The organism is Microbispora sp. H10670, assembly GCF_014161385.1.
In the GTDB taxonomy this organism is placed as follows: Bacteria; Actinomycetota; Actinomycetes; order Streptosporangiales; family Streptosporangiaceae; genus Microbispora; species Microbispora triticiradicis.
Genome location: NZ_JABBWW010000010.1, coordinates 110,225 through 125,206, shown reverse-complemented (window position 1 = coordinate 125,206; position 14,982 = coordinate 110,225). Strand labels below are relative to the sequence as shown.

General features: G+C 72.1%; 15 protein-coding genes, 3 tRNA genes and 1 riboswitch. Of the genes, 7 read left to right on the top strand and 11 right to left on the bottom strand.

Translation table 11 applies throughout. The features are described from left to right. Positions 1 to 71 precede the first annotated feature (71 nt). Both HHX33_RS16595 and HHX33_RS16590 read left to right on the top strand, forming a co-directional pair. Positions 72 to 320 (top strand): cold-shock protein, encoded by a 249-nt coding sequence (locus tag HHX33_RS16595; RefSeq protein WP_259402544.1) that lies wholly within the window; start codon positions 72 to 74, stop codon positions 318 to 320. A 33-nt stretch (positions 321 to 353) separates the two neighbouring features. After that, a riboswitch (M-box (ykoK) riboswitch) is annotated at positions 354 to 526 on the top strand. A 243-nt stretch (positions 527 to 769) separates the two neighbouring features. After that, on the top strand, positions 770 to 952 hold the full coding sequence (locus HHX33_RS16590) for a hypothetical protein (RefSeq protein WP_182875387.1): 183 nt from the start codon (positions 770 to 772) through the stop codon (positions 950 to 952). A 30-nt stretch (positions 953 to 982) separates the two neighbouring features. On the opposite strand, the gene HHX33_RS16585 is transcribed toward HHX33_RS16590, so the two are convergent. The 5 genes from HHX33_RS16585 to leuC form a co-directional block, all read right to left on the bottom strand. Further along, a complete protein-coding gene (locus tag HHX33_RS16585) occupies positions 983 to 3,094 on the bottom strand; it encodes a SpoIIE family protein phosphatase (RefSeq protein WP_310741408.1) in 2,112 nt (703 codons plus the stop codon). Positions 3,095 to 3,397: 303 nt separating this feature from the next. Further along, a complete protein-coding gene (locus HHX33_RS16580) occupies positions 3,398 to 3,694 on the bottom strand; it encodes an HU family DNA-binding protein (protein WP_111698130.1) in 297 nt (98 codons plus the stop codon). Positions 3,695 to 3,745: 51 nt separating this feature from the next. Beyond that, positions 3,746 to 4,006, bottom strand: a complete 261-nt coding sequence (locus HHX33_RS16575) for a hypothetical protein (RefSeq protein WP_111698129.1) — start codon at positions 4,004 to 4,006, stop codon at positions 3,746 to 3,748. Then, positions 3,985 to 4,572, bottom strand: a complete 588-nt coding sequence (leuD, locus tag HHX33_RS16570; RefSeq protein ID WP_111698128.1) for a 3-isopropylmalate dehydratase small subunit — start codon at positions 4,570 to 4,572, stop codon at positions 3,985 to 3,987. The genes HHX33_RS16575 and leuD overlap by 22 nt, the downstream gene beginning before the upstream one ends. Before the next feature lie 28 nt (positions 4,573 to 4,600). Then, a complete protein-coding gene (gene leuC / locus HHX33_RS16565) occupies positions 4,601 to 5,986 on the bottom strand; it encodes a 3-isopropylmalate dehydratase large subunit (protein ID WP_111698127.1) in 1,386 nt (461 codons plus the stop codon). Positions 5,987 to 6,122: 136 nt separating this feature from the next. Between leuC and HHX33_RS16560 the strand changes: the two genes are divergently transcribed. After that, positions 6,123 to 6,839 (top strand): IclR family transcriptional regulator, encoded by a 717-nt coding sequence (locus tag HHX33_RS16560; RefSeq protein WP_111698126.1) that lies wholly within the window; start codon positions 6,123 to 6,125, stop codon positions 6,837 to 6,839. Between the two features lie 73 nt (positions 6,840 to 6,912). After that, on the top strand, positions 6,913 to 8,616 hold the full coding sequence (locus HHX33_RS16555) for a hypothetical protein (protein ID WP_182875386.1): 1,704 nt from the start codon (positions 6,913 to 6,915) through the stop codon (positions 8,614 to 8,616). Here the strand turns inward: HHX33_RS16555 and HHX33_RS16550 are convergent. After that, positions 8,594 to 9,607 (bottom strand): LLM class flavin-dependent oxidoreductase, encoded by a 1,014-nt coding sequence (locus tag HHX33_RS16550; protein WP_182875385.1) that lies wholly within the window; start codon positions 9,605 to 9,607, stop codon positions 8,594 to 8,596. The two genes, HHX33_RS16555 and HHX33_RS16550, sit on opposite strands and share 23 nt — an antisense overlap. An 88-nt stretch (positions 9,608 to 9,695) precedes the next feature. Here HHX33_RS16550 and HHX33_RS16545 point away from each other — a divergent pair, with 88 nt between their 5' ends. Further along, positions 9,696 to 10,487: a helix-turn-helix domain-containing protein gene (locus HHX33_RS16545; RefSeq protein ID WP_182875384.1), complete on the top strand. Its 792-nt coding sequence runs from the start codon at positions 9,696 to 9,698 to the stop codon at positions 10,485 to 10,487. 37 nt (positions 10,488 to 10,524) lie between these two features. Further along, positions 10,525 to 11,247 carry an MgtC/SapB family protein gene (locus HHX33_RS16540; protein ID WP_310741407.1) on the top strand — a complete coding sequence of 241 codons (723 nt, stop codon included), beginning with the start codon at positions 10,525 to 10,527 and terminating at the stop codon, positions 11,245 to 11,247. Positions 11,248 to 11,293: 46 nt separating this feature from the next. On the opposite strand, the gene HHX33_RS16535 is transcribed toward HHX33_RS16540, so the two are convergent. The 5 genes from HHX33_RS16535 to HHX33_RS16515 form a co-directional block, all read right to left on the bottom strand. Then, positions 11,294 to 12,190: an NAD-dependent epimerase/dehydratase family protein gene (locus HHX33_RS16535; protein WP_182875383.1), complete on the bottom strand. Its 897-nt coding sequence runs from the start codon at positions 12,188 to 12,190 to the stop codon at positions 11,294 to 11,296. Next, entirely contained in the window at positions 12,085 to 12,330 is a 246-nt protein-coding gene (locus HHX33_RS37715; RefSeq protein WP_182875382.1) for a MerR family DNA-binding transcriptional regulator, read from the bottom strand. Before HHX33_RS37715 ends, HHX33_RS16535 begins: the two co-directional genes overlap by 106 nt. Before the next feature lie 211 nt (positions 12,331 to 12,541). Beyond that, positions 12,542 to 12,614 (bottom strand) — tRNA-Glu (locus tag HHX33_RS16525). 13 nt (positions 12,615 to 12,627) lie between these two features. Next, positions 12,628 to 12,700 (bottom strand) — tRNA-Glu (locus HHX33_RS16520). A 43-nt stretch (positions 12,701 to 12,743) separates the two neighbouring features. Then, a tRNA-Gln gene (locus tag HHX33_RS16515) sits at positions 12,744 to 12,815 on the bottom strand. A gap of 184 nt (positions 12,816 to 12,999) precedes the next feature. Between HHX33_RS16515 and HHX33_RS16510 the strand changes: the two genes are divergently transcribed. Continuing rightward, the gene (locus HHX33_RS16510; RefSeq protein ID WP_182875381.1) at positions 13,000 to 14,982 is read left to right on the top strand and encodes a M3 family metallopeptidase; all 1,983 of its coding nucleotides are present in this window, start codon (positions 13,000 to 13,002) and stop codon (positions 14,980 to 14,982) included.

Genomic DNA, 14,982 nt, shown 5'->3' with positions numbered 1-14,982 from the left:
GCTGGCACCCGCGCGATCAGGACGTCAACGGAGTTTCACCGCGGTACGGGACGCGGCGATAGGCTGACGACGTGCGGGTGGCGGTGCAGGCGACGGTGCGGAGCTTCGATCCGGAGAGCCGGTCGGGCGTGGTCCTCCTCGACGACGGCACCCGCGTCCCCTTCGACCGCGAGGCGTTCGACGCCGGGCCGCTGCGACACCTGCGTCCCGGTCAGCGGGTCGCCCTCCTCATGGCGGACGGCCGGGTCTCCTACCTCACGCTGTCGACCTTCCCCGTGCCCGGAGAAGGGGACCTCGTGGTTGACACCGGGCGGGTTTGACCGGACGCCCTGGCCAGGGGTGTACTGAAAGGGCAGGCACCTCGTTCGGTGAGGCGTCTGCGCGGACACAGGCCACTGACCCTCCTCGTCGAGAGACGTCCCGGGTCAGGACAGGTCTCCCCGGCTTAAGGGGTGACCCCAAGTGGCTTCCCCGCTCGCGGGGATCACGCCGCGCAGTGCCGAAGCTCTTACGTGAGGGGTGCGTGCGCGACGCGGTACGGCGAGGGGCGCGGTCGTCGCCCCATGACCGTGAGGAGGTGGTCGGGATGAGTTCCGGCAGTCCACATCCGTTCCGTCCCGTCACCCTTCCCGCGCCCGGCGGGCTCCGCCGGAGGTGATCCGGCTCGTCGCGCGGGCCGAGACCGCGCAGGCGCGTCCGGCCCCGCCGCCCGGCGTGTGACGGGTGCCCATCCGTGCCCGGATGTCCGGCGCGTGACAGGAGGTCCGTCATGACCATCACGATTTCTGTCCCGTTCGCGCTGCCGCCGACCCTGGTCAGGGCGGCCCGCGCCCTGTTCCCCGTCCTGATGCCGCTGGCCCTCGCGCTGGTGGGCACCGGCGACGCGGGAGTCGGCCTCGTCGTGGGGCTGGAGATCGGGCTCGCGATCCTGCGGCATCTGCTGGGACCCTGAATCTGCTGGGACCCTGACCGCCGTACGGCGTCAGGAGAGGGCGGCCGCCGACGGCAGGCGCAGGGCGATCATGGCGATGTCGTCCTCTCCCGTCAGGGGCATCCCGGTGAGCAGTTCGTCGCAGAACCGGCCCAGGGGTGCGCGGGCGAGCGGCTCGGCGCACCGCCGCAGCCGTTCGAGCCCGTCGCCGATGTCCTCGCCCCGCCGTTCGACGAGGCCGTCGGTGTAGAGCAGCAGAGTGGCGTGCGGCGGCAGCGGCTCCACGGCGCTGGCCCACGGCCTGTCGTGATCCAGGCCGAGGAGGGGGTTGCGCGCGTCGCGCAGGAAGCGGCTCCGCCCGTCGCCGGTCACCAGCAACGGCGGCGGATGCCCGGCCACCGAGTAGGCCAGCCGCCAGCCGCCCTCCTCTTCCCTCTCGGCGCGGGTCAGGACGCAGGTCGCGGTGCTCTCGCCGTTCAGGGTCTCCAGGGCGGCGTTGAGCCGCCGCAGGACGTGCCCGGGAGACTCGTCGCGGTCGACGGCGAGCGCGCGCAGCATGTTCCGCACCTGGCTCATGCACACGGCCGCGGCGAGGTCGTGCCCGGCCACGTCACCGATCACCAGGTCGAGGGCGCCGCCGGACGGCACGAACGCGTCGTACCAGTCTCCGCCGATCTCCGCGGCGGTCGGGCTCGCCTGGTAGCGCGCGGCGATCTCCAGGCCGGGCACCCGGGGCGGCTCCGCCAGCAGGCTGTGCTGCAGGGCCAGCGCCACTCTCTGGCTGCGGCGGAACCGCAGGGCCTTGCTGACCGCGTCGTGCGTGTGGTCGAGCATCTCCCGCATCAACCGGACGTCGTCCGGCGCGATCGGAGGGCGGTCCCCGCAGACGCCGGTCACGACCACCGTCGCCACCTCGCCCTCGACGACGACCGGCATGATGGCCAGGCTGTGCTCCCCGGCCTCCTCGATCCAGGCCGTCACGTTGTCCGCGCAGGGGAACGGCGGCCGTCCCGGCGGGAAGGTCGCCTGCAGGGGCCGGCGCTGCCGCACCGCGCGTACGAACCCGCTGTCGGCGGGGTGGTACTCCTTGCGCCGCGCCGGCAGGCTCGGCAGCCCCTCCCGTACGGCGGAGGCGACGCGCTCGGTGACGATCGACGCGGGCGGCGCGCCGATCGCCTCGGGCAGCAGGTAGACGTAGCACGAGTCGGCCAGCTCCGGCACGATCACGTTGGCGAACTCCTGGCACATCTCCTCCAGGTTGGAGATGTCGCTCGCCGCGGCGGCGGCGCGGTCCAGCAGCCGGCGACGCCGGGCCTCCTGCCACTCCTGCTCGACGTCGGTGGAGGCGCCCACCCACTCCACCACCTCGCCGTCCTCATGCACGGGCACGGCCCGGTAGCGGACGTGACGGTAGCGGCCGTCGGGGGTGCGGACGCGGTAGATCTGCTCGTAGAGCGAGACGGCCTCTTCGGTGGCCCTGTCCCAGGACTCCACGGCGGCCGCGCGGTCCTCGGGGTGGACGGCCCGGAACCACCCGTCGCCGAGGCTCTCCTCCACGCTCTGCCCCGTCAGCCGCTGCCAGCCCTGGCTCATCTCCCTGGCCTCGCCGTGCGGGCCGGTCACCCACACCAGGTGCGCGTCCGCCCACACCATGCTCTGGTAGCGGCGCTGGATGCGGCGCCACTCCTTCTCCATGACCCGGACGCGCCGGGCGGCGGCGAGGTGGGCCGTGATCTCCTGGACCACCGCAAGCAGACCGTTCTCCCCGCACGTGAGGGGCACCCTGGACAGGCTCAGGCGGAAGGAGCCCTCGCGGGACGCGCCGCCGGGACCGGTCACCGTGACGACGACCTCGTCGAGGCACGCCGCCTCCCCCGTCTTCAGGACGTGGCCGAGCGTGCCGGGCGAGAGCCGCCGGACGAGGCCGGGGAGGGCCTCCCGGACAGGTGTCCCGGCCGGCCACCCGCCGACCGCACGGTCGCCGCACGTCCACCCGTCGACCGACCACTCACCGTCCGGCCGCTCGCCGAACATGGCGGCGACGGCGGCGTTCGTGTAGACGAGCCGATGGTCCTCGCCCCGGGTCACCAGGACCCCGACCGGCGCCTGGTCGAACAGGTCCAGTGGAATGCGGCTGGTCTCTCGTTCGTGGCCGACGTGCACTGACTCAATCCCCCGGTCGCATCGCGCGCGGACCACCGGGGGTCCGGGAGGCGCCCCGGCGATTCGCTTTCCCGATGGTTGCACACGTTTGCGCAGTTCAGGGTGGAGTTTCGCGCTGTTTACCCCGTCATGACGGGCACAAGACGAACGGCGCCCGGGAACCCGAGCGCCGTCCACAGTGCTGAACCTGCGTGAGCCTTGCTTGAACGATCCCGCGTGAACGTTCCTGCCGGAACGCCCTCGCAGAGACGACAACGCCGGCGACGACCACAGGGCCGGCCGTCGCCGGACCCCGCGGGCCGGCTACTTCTTCTTGGCGGCCTTGCCGCCCGCGTTGACCTGCTCCTTGAAGTCCGCGCCAGGGCGGAACCTTGGCGCCCAGCTCTCCTCCACCTTGATCGGGTCGCCTGTGGAGGGGTTGCGAGCCGTACGGGCGGGCTTGTGCACCATCTCGAAGGCGCCGAAGCCGGTGATCGAGACCTTGTCGCCACTGGCGACGGCACCCTGGATGGCGTCGAGGACGGCGTTGACGGCCTCGGTGGCCGTCTTCTTGTCACCGACACGATCCGTGATCGCGTCGACGAGTTCCTTCTTGTTCATTTCGGTTCCTCCCCCTTACGCGCTTGAAATTAGGGGACGAGGTCGCGGGACTCAATCACCGGGGGGCATGTTTCGCCTGCTCGGCGTGTCGGATGCGCCGTCCAGATAGGCGATGAAGACGTCCAGCCGGGCGGCCGCATGGGCTATGTCCCGCTTTGCCACGTCACAGATAGCAAGCAGCCGTCGCGCCAGGCGGGCCTGCTCCTCCTGTGGTAAGGCTAACGCCCTGACGCGGCGGTGCGCATCACGCAGTCGCCGCGCCAGCAGCGCGTCTTCGGTCTGAGGCTCGTTCAGACGGTCGTCGGCAGCCATGGCTGCCGCCCATTCTCGTACTCCTCGATGGCGTCCGCGTGACGCAGGGTCAGGCCGATGTCGTCGAGACCCTCCAGCAGCCGCCAGCGGGTGTAGTCGTCGATCTCGAACGACGCGACCAGGTCCCCCGCGCGCACCTGGCGTTCCACGAGGTCGACGGTGATCTCCGTCTTCGGGTCGGCCTCCACCGCGTCCTGCAGGCTCTTGACGACGTCCTCGGGCAGGACGACCGGCAGCAGGCCCATCTTGGTGGAGTTGTTGCGGAAGATGTCGCCGAACCGCGAGGCGATCACGGCGCGGAAGCCGTACTGCTGCAGGGCCCAGACGGCGTGCTCACGCGAGGAGCCGGTGCCGAAGTCAGGCCCGGAGACGAGGATCGACGCGCCCTCGTACGCCGGGTCGTTGAGCACGAACGACGGGTCCTCCCGCCAGGCGGCGAACAGGCCCTTCTCGAAGCCCGTACGGCTGACCTGCTTGAGCCAGACGGCCGGGATGATCTGGTCGGTGTCCACGTTGCTGCGGCGCAGCGGCACGGCCCGGCCGGTGTGCGTGGTGAAGGCGTCCATGATGATCTTCTCCTGGGACGTGGGCGGACTAGAGGTCGGCGGGGGCGGTCAGCCGGCCGGTCACCGCGGTCGCGGCCGCGACCTGCGGCGACACGAGGTGGGTGCGCCCGCCCTTGCCCTGGCGGCCTTCGAAGTTGCGGTTGGAGGTCGAGGCGCTGCGCTCGCCCGGCTTCAGCGTGTCGGGGTTCATGCCGAGGCACATCGAGCAGCCGGCCTCGCGCCACTCGGCGCCGGCCGCCGTGAAGACCTCGTGCAGGCCCTCCTCCTCCGCGGCCTTCTTGACCCCCATGGAGCCCGGGACGATCAGCGTACGGGTGACGACCGAGCGGCCGCGCAGGATCTCGGCGGCGGCGCGCAGGTCCTCGATGCGGCCGTTGGTGCACGATCCCACGAAGACCGTGTCGACCTGGACGTCGCGCAGCGGCGTGCCGGCGGTGAGGCCCATGTACTCCAGCGCCCGCTCGGCGGCGGCCCGCTCGACCGGGTCGGCGAACTGCTCGGGCGACGGCACGGCGGCGCCGAGCGGCGCGCCCTGCCCCGGGTTGGTGCCCCAGGTGACGAACGGCGTGAGGGTCGCGGCGTCGATCTCCACGACCTTGTCGAACACGGCGTCGTCGTCGGTGCGCAGCGTCTTCCAGTACTCGACCGCCCGGTCCCAGGCCTCGCCGGAAGGCGCGTGCGCACGGCCGCGCAGGTACTCGAACGTGGTCTCGTCGGGGGCGATCAGGCCCGCCCGCGCGCCGGCCTCGATCGACATGTTGCAGACGGTCATGCGGCCCTCCATGGAGAGCCTGCGCACGGCCTCGCCGCGGTACTCGACGATGTGACCCTGCCCGCCGCCGGTGCCGATCTTCGCGATGATCGCGAGGATCAGGTCCTTGGCGGTCACGCCGACCGGAAGCTCGCCCTTGACCTCGATGGCCATCGTCTTGGGCCGGTAGGCGGGCAGCGTCTGGGTGGCCAGCACGTGCTCGACCTCGGAGGTGCCGATGCCGAACGCGATGGCCCCGAACGCGCCGTGGGTCGAGGTGTGCGAGTCGCCGCAGACGATGGTCATGCCGGGCTGGGTCAGCCCGAACTGCGGGCCGATGATGTGCACCACGCCCTGGCCGGCGTCGCCCATCGGGTGCAGGCGGACACCGAACTCGGCGGCGTTCTTGCGCAGCGTCTCGACCTGCGCACGCGACACCGGGTCGGCGATCGGCCCGAGCACGGTCGGCACGTTGTGGTCCTCGGTGGCGATCGTGAGCTCGGGACGGCGCACGGGGCGGCCGGCCATGCGCAGACCGTCGAACGCCTGCGGGCTGGTCACCTCGTGGATGAGGTGCAGGTCGATGTAGAGCAGGTCGGGCTCGCCCTCGGCCCGGCGTACGACGTGCTGCTCCCAGACCTTCTCAGCCAGTGTTCGACCCATGGTTGACGCCTCCTCGCGCTCAGGCCCCCGGCAATGTCTCTCATGATGAGACGGATATATCGGGATATGGACAGTCTATCTAGTTATCCCCACCATTGCGTTTGCATCTCGTATGGCGAGACGGCAGTATCGGGGTATGGACAACTCTAGCGGGGTCGGAGTACTCGACAAGGCGGTTCTCGTGCTAAACGCCCTGGAGGCGGGCCCCGCTTCCCTGGCACAGCTCGTCCAGGCGACCGGTCTGGCCAGGCCCACGGCCCACCGGCTGGCGGTCGCCCTGGAGCACCACCGCATCGTCTCCCGCGACACGCAGGGCCGCTTCATCCTCGGCCCCCGGCTCTCGGAGCTGTCCACCGCCGCGGGCGAGGACCGCCTGCTGGCCGTCGCCGGGCCGGTGCTCATCCAGCTCCGCGACCTCACCGGCGAGAGCGCCCAACTCTACCGCCGCCAGGGCGACGAGCGGGTCTGCGTGGCCGCCGCCGAGCGCGCGAGCGGCCTGCGCGACACCGTGCCCGTCGGCTCCGCGCTGCCCATGACCGCCGGGTCCGCCGCGCAGATCCTGCTCGCCTGGGAGGAGCCCGACCGGCTGCACCGCGGCCTGCGCGGCGCCAAGTTCACCGCCGCCACGCTCGCGAGCGTACGCAGGAGGGGCTGGGCGCACAGCGTCGGCGAGCGCGAGCAGGGCGTGGCGAGCGTGTCGGCGCCCATCCGCGGCGCGGGCGGCAAGGTGATCGCCGCGGTCTCCGTGTCCGGGCCCATCGAGCGGCTGACCCGTACGCCCGGCCGTATGCACGCCGCGCCGGTCGTCACCGCGGCCGAGCGGATCACCGAGGCCATGCGCCGGGCGAACTGAACGCGCGAACCGGGTGCAACTGAGGGGCCGAACTGATTGGAGAGCGGCGTCCCGATAGCCCTAGGCTGGCGGGGTGACAGATCGCATCGAGGCAGCCGCCGCTGAACTGCGCCCCCTGCTCCAAGAATTCATCCTCTGGACGCCGGGCAACGCGCCGGGCAGCGACCCCGATCTCGTGGGTCCGGTGGCACTGTGGCATCGCCTGATCGCCCGTACCGACGTCGGGCTCTGGAAGCGCGGCGATCTGCGCACGATCCTCCTCGAACGCATGCCCCAGGTCGTGGAGGACCCCGACGCCGCGGCGGACGGGATGATCCCGGCCGTCCGGGCGTACCTGACCTTCCTGTCCGGCACCGGACGGCTCACGCCCGGCTCGGCCTCCCTGGAGACCCTGCTGGCCGAGCTGGACGAGGTCGAGGACGACTTCGTGGAGGCGATGGAGGACGTCATCGCCGAACGCGACTGGGACGAGGAGGAGGACGAGCTCGACGAGGAGGGGTCCGACGAGGGCCTCGGCGACTTCGAGCCGTTCGCCGACGAGATCGCGGCGCTGCCCACGATCCGGCTGCGCCCCGACGTCGAGCTGGCCGAGGCGGCGCGCGGGGTCACGCTCATCGCCCAGGCCCGCGACCTGGCGCTGTGGGTCGGCACCGGGCGCAAGGTGGGCGAGGAGACCCTGCTCGGCGAGGCCGAGGTGGACGAGGCCGTGCGCACGCTCGGCCTGTCCGACGCGCGCAACATCTGGAACCTGTGGAACCTCGCCATCGACCTGGAGTTCCTCGCCCCGGACGGCGACGACACGGTCAGCGTCGACTCCGACACCGAGGGCTGGCCCTACGAGGACGACGACGACGTCCTCGACGTCTGGATGCTCGGCCTGCACTCGGTCGACTACGGCGACCCCGAGCTGGACGACGACGACCTCACGCTGGCCCTGTCCGGCCTGACCCGCGCGTTGGTCATCCGCCTGCTGCTGGCGGGGGGCGGCCGGCGGGTGCCCGAGCTGCGTGAGGAACTGGCCGAGGCGGCGGCCGAGTACGACGATCTGGGCGCCGACGCCTGGGCCGCCGCGGGCGATCCGCTCGCCTCCGTCCTCGCCTGGCTGACCGGGTACGGCATGGTGACCGTCGAGAACGACACGGTGACCCTGACGCCGCTCGGCGCCGAGGGCCTCGTCCACCTGCTGGACGACGAGGACATCGAGGTCGACGCCCGGCCCGCGATCGACGCGATGACCGCCCTCGACCTGCTGTCGTTCAGCGCGGACATGTCCGAGGAAGAGGCAGACGAGGAGTTCGCCGCCTGGCTCGCCCTGCGCGACCCGGCGCGGGCCGCCGCCGAGCTGCTGGGCGCCGCCGCCGAGGAGGAGGCGGACGCCCTCGTCCGGGTGCAGGCGGCCAGCCTGGTGGGCTCGCTGGGCGAGGCCGCCATACCGGCCTGGCAGGAGGCGCTGAAGGAGCCGTCCCTGCGGCCGTACGCCGCGACGCACCTCACCCAGATGGACGTCGAGGACGCCCCCGAGCCCACGCAGGCGGACACCCACTGGCTGATCCTGGACATGTGGACGATCTCCGCGGGGCTCGGCCGGCCGGAGTTCGTGTCCAGCCTGCACGACATCGGCCCGGCGCCGACGCTCATCGGGCTGCTCGACGTGATCTGGAAGGTCCGGCACCCGCACCTGGAGGAGCTGCTGGAGCTCATCGACGAGGCCCACCCGGACAAGCAGGTGGGCAAGGCCGCCAAGCGGGCCCTGTTCAAGGCGCGCTCGGGACGATGACCGGCCTCACCCCGTCGTAGGCGAGCCCGGCCTCCGGCTCCGGCCGGGCCCGTCGGAGGGGTGCGATCAGCTCGGCGACCCGGTCGAGCTGGTCGCGCTGGCCGTGCAGGCTCAGCGCGCCCAGGCGGACGACCAGGTGCCGCGCCCCGGCGGCCACGTAGCGGCGCAGGCCCGCGAGCACCTGATCGGCCGTGCCGGTGACGACCGCCTGGATCCGCTCCAGTTCCTCCAGCGGCATGCCGTACGCGGCCCGTGCGTACGCGTCGAGGGCCCGGCGACCGGACTCGGGTCCGTCGTCGTCGATCCACACGGAGACGAACAGGGCCGGGGTGACGTCCTCAGGCCGCCGGCCCGCCGTGCCCGCCGCTTCCCGTACGGCCGCGAGCCCGGCGGCGTAGTCGGCCGGGTCGGGCGGATAGGGCAGCCACCCGTCGTAGTGCCGCCCCGCGCGGGCGAGCGCGGCCGGTGTGGCGCCACCGAGCCAGATCGGCGGCCCGCCGGGGCGGAACGGCCGGGTGGCGGGCGGGATGTCGTCGAATCGGAGGATCTCGCCGCGGAAGGAGGTCTCGCCCCTCCACAGCGCGCGCCAGAGCGCCACGGTCTCGTCGAGCCGCGTGAAGCGGCGCTCCCACGGCACCTCCGACAGGGTGTAGAACGGCCGGCCGAACCGGCCGGGGAACCCCGCGCCGACCGCGACCGTCAGCCGGCCCCCGCTGAGCAGGTCGATCGACGCGAGGGACTGGGCGGCCTGGATCGGCCGCCGCAGGAAGGGCAGCAGCGCGGCCGTCCCCAGGGTCACGTGGCCGGTCGCCGGGGCGAGCGCCGCCAGCATGGTCAGCGCCTCGACGCGCGGGCTGATCAGGGAGTCGTTGACGAAGAGCGAGGAGAACCCCGCGCGTTCCGCCTGGCGGCCGAGGGCGACCAGCTCTCTGGGGTCGCCGTCCGCGCCCCACTGGGCGGTTCCGGTCGGAAGCAGTACACCGATGTCCATACCGGCGATGCTCGCGATCCGCGCGGGCCGGCGGCAATTCCCCGCAGGGAATGGCCGGGACGCCGCGGGTGCCGCTAAAAGGGTCACCGTGGACTTCCCCCGCGCGCTCCGCGACCGCCGGACCCGCCGTCGCCTCAGCCAGCTGGAGCTGGCGCTGCGGGCGGGCACCACCCAGCGGCACCTCAGCTTCATCGAGTCCGGCAGGTCCGTGCCCGGCCGGAACATGGTCGTACGGCTCGCCGAAGGGCTCGAACTGCCGCTGCGCGAGCGCAACGAACTGCTCGTGGCGGCCGGGTACGCCCCCGCCTATCCGGAAAGCCCGCTCGACGACCCGGTGCTCGCCCCGGTGCGCACGGCGATCGGCCACATCCTGCGCGGGCACCTGCCGTACCCCGCGCTGGTCGTGGACCGCGACGGCGGCCTGATCGCCGCGAACGAGGCCTTCGGCCTGATCACCGAGGGCGCGGATCCCGAGCTGCTCGGCGCCGGGGCGAACGTGTACCGCCTCGCGCTGCATCCGCGCGGCCTGGCGCCGCGCATAGGGAACCTCGCCGAATGGGCCCGGCACATCCTGACCCGCCTGGGTCACCTGCCGGAGCTGCGCGACGAGCTGACGCGGTACGTGCCCGCGCCGGAGCCGTCCGCCGGGCAGCTCGGCTTCGCGGTGCCGCTCCACCTGCGCACCTCGCTCGGCGAACTGCGTCTCATGACGACCGTGACGACCTTCGCCACCGCCGTCGACGTCACGCTCTCCGAGCTGAAACTGGAGGCGTTCCTGCCGGTGGACACCACGACGGCCGGGATCCTCCGGACGTTCGCCGGCGGAACGGACGGTACCGGCCCCGGCGCGGCGCCGGGCCGGCCTCACGGGCTCGGATGACCGGCCGGTGACCGGGGCCGGTCTTAGGCTGGTTCTCGTGACGCCCGTATCACTGGCCGTGGAGGCGGTCCCGGAACTGGAGCAGGCGGTGGACCTCGCCATCGCGCTGGTGCTGTCGGCCGCCATCGGGGCGGAACGGGAGATCCGGCAGAAGAGCGCCGGGCTGCGCACGCACACACTCGTGGGGTTCGGTGCCGCGCTGTTCATGCTCGTGTCCAAGCACGGCTTCTCCGACCTCCTCGGTGAGCACGTCACACTCGACCCGTCCCGGGTGGCCGCCCAGATCATCTCCGGCATCGGTTTCATCGGCGGCGGGCTGATCTTCGTACGGCGCGACGCGGTGAAGGGCCTGACCACCGCCGCCGCCGTCTGGCTCACCGCCGGTGTCGGCATGGCCGCGGGCGCCGGTCTGTGGCTGCTGGCCACCCTGGCGACCGTTGGGCACTTCGTCGTGATGCTCGGGCTCACCCCGCTGGCCGCCCGGTTCCCCCGCTCCCGGCACACGCCGTACGCCCTGACGCTGTCCTACATCGACGGCCGCGGCGCGTTCTCCCGGATCCTGACCGAGTGCGGCGCACGCGACTTCGCCGTGAGCGAGCTTTCGCTAGAACAGCCCGGTGAGCGCCGCGAGGGCCGTACGGTCACCGTCTCCATGACGGTCCACGGCCCCGGCCCGATCGGCGGCCTCACCGCCGCACTCGCCGGCATCGACGGCGTGCTGACCGTCTCCAGCCTGGACGCCGGCGCCCGCCATCTCTAGGGCACGACACGGAACCCCGGGCCGTGCGTCCGCGGCTCTCGCGCCGTCAGCTCCCCGCCTCCAGCAGACCCAGCTCGCGCAGGCTCTCGGCCGTCCGCACGATCGCCGTCTCGGCGGGGCGCGGACGCCATCCGAGCTCGTCGCGGGCTCGATCGTTGTGGATGACCGGCCGTGGCGGTTCGTCCCCCGGCGCCTCCCGCGTTGGAACCCGTGCGGCGAGCGGACCGAGCCGCCGGCGCAGGATCTCGGCCACCTCCAGAAAGCTCAGCACCGGACCGTCGGCGACGGCCAGGAAGCGCTTGCCCGCGGCCTCGGGCGCGGCCATGGCGCGGATGTGCAGGTCGGCCACGTCGCGCACGTCGACGACGCCGAAGCGCTGCCGGGGCGCGACGCTCATGCTCCCGTCGAGCATCGCCTTGACCAGCTGGGTCGAGGAGCGCAGGCCGGTCGTCAGGGTGGGCCCGAGGATGGCGGTCGGGTTGACCACGACGAGTTCGGTGTCGCCGCCTTCGCGCTTCGTCCAGTCCCACGCGGCCCGCTCGGCGATCGTCTTCGAGCGTGGGTAGGGTGCCAGCCCTGGCATGTCGGGGTCGGTCCAGTCGTCCTCGTTGAACTCGGCGCCGGGCTTGGGGGTGTATCCGACCGCGGCGAAGGACGAGGTGAGCACGACGCGCCGGACACCCGCGTCCCGCGCGGCGCGCAGCACCCGCAACGCACCGTCACGGGCGGGGACGATCAGCTCGTCGGGGTCCTCCGGCTGGACGACGGGGATGGGCGACGCGACGTGATGGACCTCGTCGCAACCCGCCAGCGCGGCGGCCCACCCGTCGTCGGTCGTCAGCTCCGCGGCGACGACCTCCAAGCCGGCGTCGTCGGCACCGCCGCGACGCACCGCCGCGCGCAGCTCCGCCTCGCGGGCCGCCGAACGCGCCGTGGCACGCACCTCGCGTCCTGGTAGCGGCGATGTCCGCTGCTCTCGTCACGGCCGATCGGCCCGACCAGCCCGGCCTCTTCGTAGTAGCGCAGCGTCGGCTCGCTCAGCCCGCTGTGCCGGGAAACGTCCTGGATGGTGAAGCTCGTCATGCGCCCAGCAGAACATCCCTCAAGCGCTTGAAGTCAAACGCCAGCCGACAGTCCCTGTGACGACGAAACCCCCGGCACGGGGAGGTGCCGAGGGTTTCGGTGAGGTAGCCCCGACCGGATTCGCGCCCGCACTGCGGGCCATGAACAGGGTGCGGCGTCCTCGTAACGACGAAACCCCCGGCACGGGGAGGTGCCGAGGGTTTCGGAGATGTAGCCCCGACCGGATTCGAACCGGCGCTACCGCCTTGAGAGGGCGGCGTCCTAGGCCACTAGACGACGGAGCCGAGTGCAGTGAAGTAGTCCCGAGCGGATTCGAACCGCCGTTACCGCCTTGAGAGGGCGGCGTCCTAGGCCACTAGACGACGGGACCATGCACTGCGCTGCTTCCAGCAGAATCCCTTGGGGGGATCCAGCTGGGGTACCAGGACTCGAACCTAGACTAACGGAGCCAGAATCCGTCGGGCTGCCAATTACCCCATACCCCATCTGCTCGCGGGGGCCTCGCGGCTCCCGCTTGCGACTCCGAAAGGATAGCCCAGCTTGCGACCCACTACCAAAACGATTGCGGCGCGCCCCACGATCTCGTGATCCGATCCTCCCGGGCGAAGGCTCCGGCGCTTCTGTGCGAGGCTGGGACAAACGCCAGCGCCACGTGAGGAGCCGCCCGCCATGACCTCGGCCGCGAACCCCTTCCTCAGCCCCAGCGACCTGCCGTACGGGCTGCCTCCGTTCGAGGAGATCAGGGAGGAGCACTACGCGCCGGCGTTCGAGCAGGGCATGGCCGAGCACCTCGCGGAGGTCGAGGCGATCGCCGCGAATCCGGAGCCTCCGACGTTCGAGAACACCATCGAGGCGATGGAGAGGTCGGGCGGGCTGCTCGACCGCGTCTCGGCGGTGTTCTTCAACCAGGCGTCGTCCGACACCACTCCGGGCGTGCAGGAGATCCAGCAGGCCGTCACGCCCAGGCTCGCCCAGCACGCCGACGCGATCCACCTCGACCGGAGGCTGTTCGAGCGCGTCCAGGCGGTCGAGGCGGCCGACGAGGAGCAGCGGTGGCTGCTGAAGCGCTACCTCACCGACTTCACCCGCGCGGGCGCCACGCTCGACGAGCGGGACCAGGACCGGCTCAGGGAGATCAACGAGCGGCTTTCGGCCCTTGGCACCACGTTCCAGCAGAACCTGCTCGCCGACACCAACGAGCGCGCGGTGGTGGTCGAGGACGTCGCCGAGCTCGACGGGCTCTCGCCGGACGCCGTCCAGGCGCTCGCCGACCAGGCCGGGGAGCGCGGCCTGCACGGCAGCTATCTGATCTCGCTGGTCCTGCCCACCGGTCAGCCCGCCCTGGCCGATCTGACCGACCGGTCCCTGCGCGAGCGGATCTACCGCGCCTCCGCCGGACGCGGCGCCGGGAACGCCGGCCTCATCAGGGAGATGGCCGCCCTGCGCCGGGAGCGGGCGCGGCTGCTCGGCTACGAGAACCACGCGGAGTACGTCCTGGCCGACCAGACCGCGGGCACGACACGGGCCGTGACCGAGATGCTGGACCGGCTCGTGCCGCCCGCCGTGGCCAACGCCCGCAAGGAGCAGGCGGACCTGGAGGAGATCGCCGGGCACCCGATCGAGCCGTGGGACTGGGCGTTCTACGCGGAGAAGGTGCGCAAGGCCCGCCACGACATCGACAGCCGCCGGATGCGGCCGTACTTCGAGCTGAACACCGTGCTGGAGAAGGGCGTCTTCAACGCGGCGACGCGCCTCTACGGCGTCACCTTCCACGAGCGCCCGGACCTGCGGGGCTACCACCCGGAGGTGCGGGTCTTCGAGGTGCGGGACGAGGACGGCTCGCCGCTGGGCCTGTTCCTGGGCGACTTCCACACCAGGGCGTCCAAGCGGGGCGGGGCGTGGATGAACAGCCTCGTGAAGCAGTCGGGCCTGGAGGGCACCCGGCCGGTGGTGGTCAACAACCTCAACATCGTCAGGGGCGAGCCGACCCTCATGACGTTCGACGAGGTCAACACGATGTTCCACGAGTTCGGGCACGCGCTGCACGGCCTGTTCTCCGACGTGCGGTTCCCCCGGTTCTCCGGGACGGCCGTGCCGCGGGACTTCGTGGAGTATCCCTCGCAGGTCAACGAGATGTGGGCGACGCACCCGGAGATCCTGGCGGAGTACGCGCGGCACCACGAGACGGGTGAGCCGATGCCGCGCGACCTCGTCGACCGGATGCTGGAGACCCAGAAGTTCGGCCAGGGCTTCGCCACGCTGGAGTACCTCGCCGCGACCCTGCTCGACTGGGCCTGGCACACGGCGTACGACGGCGACGAAGACGTGGAGGAGTTCGAGCGGCGGGCGCTCAGGGACGCCGGGGTGGACCTGCCCGCCGTCCCGCCGAGGTACCGCAGCACGTACTTCGCCCACATCTGGGCGGGCGGCTACAGCGCCGGCTACTACTCCTACATCTGGAGCGAGGTGCTCGACGCCGACACGGTCGAGTGGTTCGGCGAGAACGGCGGGCTGCGCCGGGAGAACGGGGACGCCTTCCGTGCGGCCCTGCTCTCCCGGGGCGGCAGCGTGGACTCGATGGCGGCGTTCCGGGCCTTCCGCGGCCGGGACCCGGAGATCGCCCCTCTCCTCGACCGCCGCGGCCTCCGCTGA